The 4,509-nt window shown below is 69.3% G+C and carries 3 protein-coding genes; 1 reads left to right on the forward strand and 2 read right to left on the reverse strand.

What is annotated here, in order from left to right:
• Window positions 1-155 precede the first annotated feature (155 nt).
• A complete protein-coding gene (locus AC08OP_RS21155) occupies window positions 156-2,621 on the forward strand; it encodes an MMPL family transporter (protein ID WP_476615778.1) in 2,466 nt (821 codons plus the stop codon).
• 261 nt (window positions 2,622-2,882) lie between these two features.
• Here the strand turns inward: AC08OP_RS21155 and AC08OP_RS21160 are convergent, their stop codons facing one another.
• Together AC08OP_RS21160 and AC08OP_RS21165 are read right to left on the reverse strand one after the other, a co-directional pair.
• The gene (locus AC08OP_RS21160; RefSeq protein ID WP_476615779.1) at window positions 2,883-3,134 is read right to left on the reverse strand and encodes a hypothetical protein; all 252 of its coding nucleotides are present in this window, start codon (window positions 3,132-3,134) and stop codon (window positions 2,883-2,885) included.
• A 62-nt stretch (window positions 3,135-3,196) separates the two neighbouring features.
• Window positions 3,197-4,509: cytochrome P450 (locus tag AC08OP_RS21165; RefSeq protein ID WP_476615780.1), on the reverse strand; the 1,313-nt coding region annotated here is incomplete at its 5' end.

The raw sequence follows: 4,509 nt of genomic DNA on the forward strand, positions 1-4,509 counted from the left end.
GAGTCACACCCCGGACTTGCGGGTCACATCCCTGACGTGAAGGTTTTCATCGGTTCTTCGCCCGTCGGCCGGTGGGGCCGACGGGTTCTGTCGGTGGCATGCGCCAGAATCGCCATCGTTGGGACAGGATGTGCGTTCGGCGTGGGGAGACGGGCATGACCAGCGGGGACGAGTCCGAGGTCGGGGGCGGCGGCGGGTCGGCGGCACGGGCGGAGACCCCGCCGGCAGCACCATCCCCGCCAGCGCCGGCACCACCAGCGGCACAGTTCCCGCCGGGGCCGGCCGTCGCCGGGGCCGATGCGGTGCGGAACGCTCCCGGGGACGGCAACGGTACCCCGGCGGATTCTGCTTCCGGCCCTGCTTCTGCTTCCGGCCCCGCCGGTTCCGGTGGCCGTCCGGCGCGCGCCCGCCGGCCACGCATCGTCTACGTCTTCGCGGTCCTGGCTGTCGGCTGGCTCCTGCTCGGCGGCGTCGGCGGGTCCTACCAGGGCAAGCTCAGCGAGGTCCAGAAGAACGACAACGCCGCCTACCTCCCGAACTCGGCCGAGTCGACCAAGGTCGACACCGCGTCGCGGCAGTTCCGCTCTGTGCAGACGATTCCCGGCTTCGTCGTCTACGATCGCCAGGGCGGGCTGACCGCGCAGGACAAAGCTAAGATCACCGCCGACGTGAGGTCCTTCGCCGGGATCCACGGGGTGGACGCCGGTCAGCTCGGGCCGCCCCAGTTTGCCCGCAACGGCGCTGTGGCCGCCGTGGCCGTGCCGCTCGTCGCCCAGGACGACGGCCGGGAGGTCAAGGGTGATGAACTCGTCGACGTCGAGAAGGCTGTCGTCGCGGCCGCCCGCGACGGGGCACCGGCCGGTCTCGCCGTGCACCCGGCCGGGCCGGGGGGTCTGCTCGTCGCCTTCATCGAGGCGTTTTCCGGCATCGATGGGCTGTTGCTGCTCGCCGCGGGCCTTGTCGTCGTGGGCATCCTGCTGTTCGTTTACCGCAGCCCGGTGCTGTGGTTCTTCCCGCTGTTCAGCGCGGTGCTCGCGCTCGGCGTCTCGGCGCTGATTATCTACCCGTTGGCCAAGAACGACGTCCTCACCCTCAACGGGCAGAGTCAGGGCATCCTGTCGGTGCTGGTCATCGGCGCCGGCACCGACTACGCACTGCTGCTGGTGAGCCGCTACCGGGAGGAGTTGCACACCTACCCCAGCCGGGTCCAGGCGATGATTGCGGCCTGGCGGGGCGCCGCTCCGGCGATCATCGCCTCGGCGGCGACGGTGATCCTCGGTCTGCTCTGCCTGATCCTCGGTGAGCTGAACTCCACCCGCAGCCTCGGGCCGGTAGCGGCGATCGGCATCGCCTGTACGGCCCTGATCATGCTGATCTTCCTGCCGGTGTTCCTGGTGATCGCCGGACGCTGGATCTTCTGGCCTCGCATTCCCCGCGTCGACCACCAGGTCGACCTCACCGGTCACGGTCTCTGGGCACGCTTCGCCGGGGGTCTCGTCCGCCGGGCCCGGTGGGCCTGGATCGTCACGACGGTCGTGTTGGTGGCCTGCTCGTCCCTGATCGTCACCCTGAAGGTCGACGGCCTGTCGACGACGGACAGCCTGACGGGGCGGCCGGAGGCGATCGTCGGCCAGGAGATCTTCGACGCCAACTTCAGCCAGGGGGAGGGCGCCCCGGCCGTCATCATCACCAACACCGCTGCCGCCGCGGACGTCATCGCCGCCGTTCGGAAGGTCGACGGCGTCGCCACCGCTCCCGGCTCGGTCTGCGTGGAGGTCGACTACCCCAAACTCGCCGCCCGGTCGGCGTCCGGCGGGCGCCCGGCGGCGAGGGGTCCCGACGGCTGCGCACCCGCGTCGGTCCAGGTCGCCCCGGTCGACGGTCGAATCGCCATCGACGCCGCCATCGTCTACCGCTATGACACCGCCGAGGCTTACAACACGATCACTGAGATCCGACGGGTCGTCCGGGAGGTGCCCGGGGCGGACGCCCTGGTCGGTGGCCAGCCGGCGATCAATCTCGACACCCAGAACGCCTCGCGCCACGACCGCAATCTGATCATCCCGATCGTGCTGGTCGTCATCCTCCTTGTGCTCGGCGTCCTGCTGCGGGCACTGCTCGCCCCGGTCCTCCTGATCGCGACGGTGGTGCTCTCGTTCGCCGCGACGCTGGGCGTGAGCGCGGTGGTGTTCAACCACGTCTTCGGGTTCGCCAACGCGGATCCCGGCTTCCCGCTGTTCGCGTTCATCTTCCTCGTCGCCCTGGGGATCGACTACAACATCTTCCTGATGACCAGGGTCCGGGAGGAGACCCTCATCCACGGCACCCGTAGCGGCATCGTGCGCGGCCTCGCGGTCACGGGCGGGGTCATCACCTCGGCCGGGATCGTCCTCGCCGGGACGTTCGCCGTACTCGGCGTCCTCCCGCTGGTCTTCCTGGCCCAGTTGGGTTTCTCGGTGGCCTTCGGGGTGCTGCTGGACACGGTTCTGGTCCGCTCGGTCCTCGTGCCGGCACTGAGTCATGACCTCGGTCCGAAGATCTGGTGGCCCTCGAAGCTCTCCCGACACGCACTCGCCCGGCCTGGCCTCCGCGCCAGGACCGAAGCCAACGCACGTCCCTGATGCCCGGGCACCCGACGACTGCTGGTGACGTGCTGTAGTCGCCGGCCGGGGTGGCAGGAGGCGCATTCGCCGCCTGGAAAGATCTCGTTCCGCCCAAGGAACTGGATCCTCGTCCCGTGGCGATCCGGGCTGCCCTATCGGCCCCCGTCCTCGGCGGAGGGTGCCGGACCCAGCCGCACGGGAACGGACTTTCGATGCCGGTGAGGCGGGGCCGGGGACGCCACGCGGGCAGCGGGGCTGGCCGCCGGGCCTTACGGGACGCTACGAGACACGCACGGGCTCGGACGGGTGCTCGACCCGCCAGTCGATGTAGTCCCCGAACTCCTCCCAGTCGAAGTTCACCGCCTGCGCGGCGCGATCCTCGTCGTCATCCCGCATCTGTTTCCAGAGTGGGTACGGGTCGGAGTCGATCTCGGTGCTGTACGGGTCGTAGTAAACGTCGCGGAGTAGGTCATCGTCTCCGGCGCTCCTCCGGGGCAACGAAGCCTTCTGCGCCCGGTCGAACTGCCGCAAATACCCGCGGTACCGCTTCTTTCCGACGTGAATCCCGAGGGGTGACAGGGTCGGTCAGGTGGTCAGGAAATCTTTTCCAGCTGGACCGGTAGCCCGTCCCGTGGAACAGGCAGCGGGAAACGGTCTAATGATATCCGGTAGCCCGGTGCCAGGCTCCACTGGTACCGCAGCAGCATCTGGTGCAGGATCGCCTTCACCTGCTGGCCGGCGAAGTGCAGACCGATGCAGGTATGTGGCCCGCCACCGAACGGTTGCCAGGCGTAGGGATGTACCTTGTCCTCGCGACGATGGTCCGCGAACCGCTCCGGGTCGAACCGTTCCGGGCTCGGCCAGTACTCCGGCATCTGGTGGGTGAAGGCGAGCGCGAGGGCGGCCACGGTACCGGTGGGCACCGTGACGCCGAGCACGTCGATGTCTTTCACTGTGGCGCGCAGGAGGATCGGCACCGGCGTGACCAGGCGCAGCGCCTCCTTCATGACCAGAGCAAGTGACGGCAGCCGATCGAGGTCGGCATGGTCCACCGCTGGCGTGCCGAGGGCGAGCGACTCCTCGCGGCACCGCTGCTGCCACTCCGGATGCCGTGCCAAATAGTAGCTCATGCTGGTCATCGTGATCGTGGACGTGTCGTGCGCGGCCACCATCATCAGGATCATGTGGTTGACGACGTCGTCGTCGCTCAGCCTGCTGCCGTCCTCGGCCTCGGCGTGGCAGAGCCGGCTGAACATGTCGGTGCCGCTCCCGGCTCGTTTCGCGGGCACCCGCAGCCGCAGGAACTCCTCCAGGTACCGGCGCCCGGCCAAGCCACGCGACCAACGTAGTCCGGGTGCCGGCACGCGGACCACCGCGCCCGGCGCGCGGATGCAGGCGAACAGCGCGGCGTTGAACCGGTCGGCTTCCGGTCCCAGCCGTTCACCCATGAAGATCCCGGTCGCCAGTTCGAGGGTGAGCTGTTTGACCGCGGGATAAACCTGGAACCTCGCGCCCGGCCGCCACCCCGCGACGCCCCGTTCGATGGACGGGTTCATCCCGGCGAGATAGCCGCGCAGTCTGTCCGGGGCGAACGCGCCGGCGAGGATCCGACGGTGATGGCGGTGCTCGTCGAAGTCGAGCATGCTCAATCCGCGCCGGAAGAACGGCCCGGCTATCCGTTGCTGCCCCGGGCCGTTCGCGAATGCCTGGTCATGGTTGCGCAGCGCCAAGCCGGTGGCGTCCGGGCCGAGCAGGCTCACCACCCGCAGCCCGAAGGTCCGCTCCCATGACACCGGGCCATACCGGTCGTAGCGCTGCCGCCAGTGCCGGGCAGGGTCATGCAGGTAGCGCAGGGTGTATCCCGCCAGGGGCGGACCTCCGTCGCCCGGCACCGGTCCCCTGGAAC

It is taken from the genome of Frankia sp. CeRuru1, from assembly GCF_977966315.1.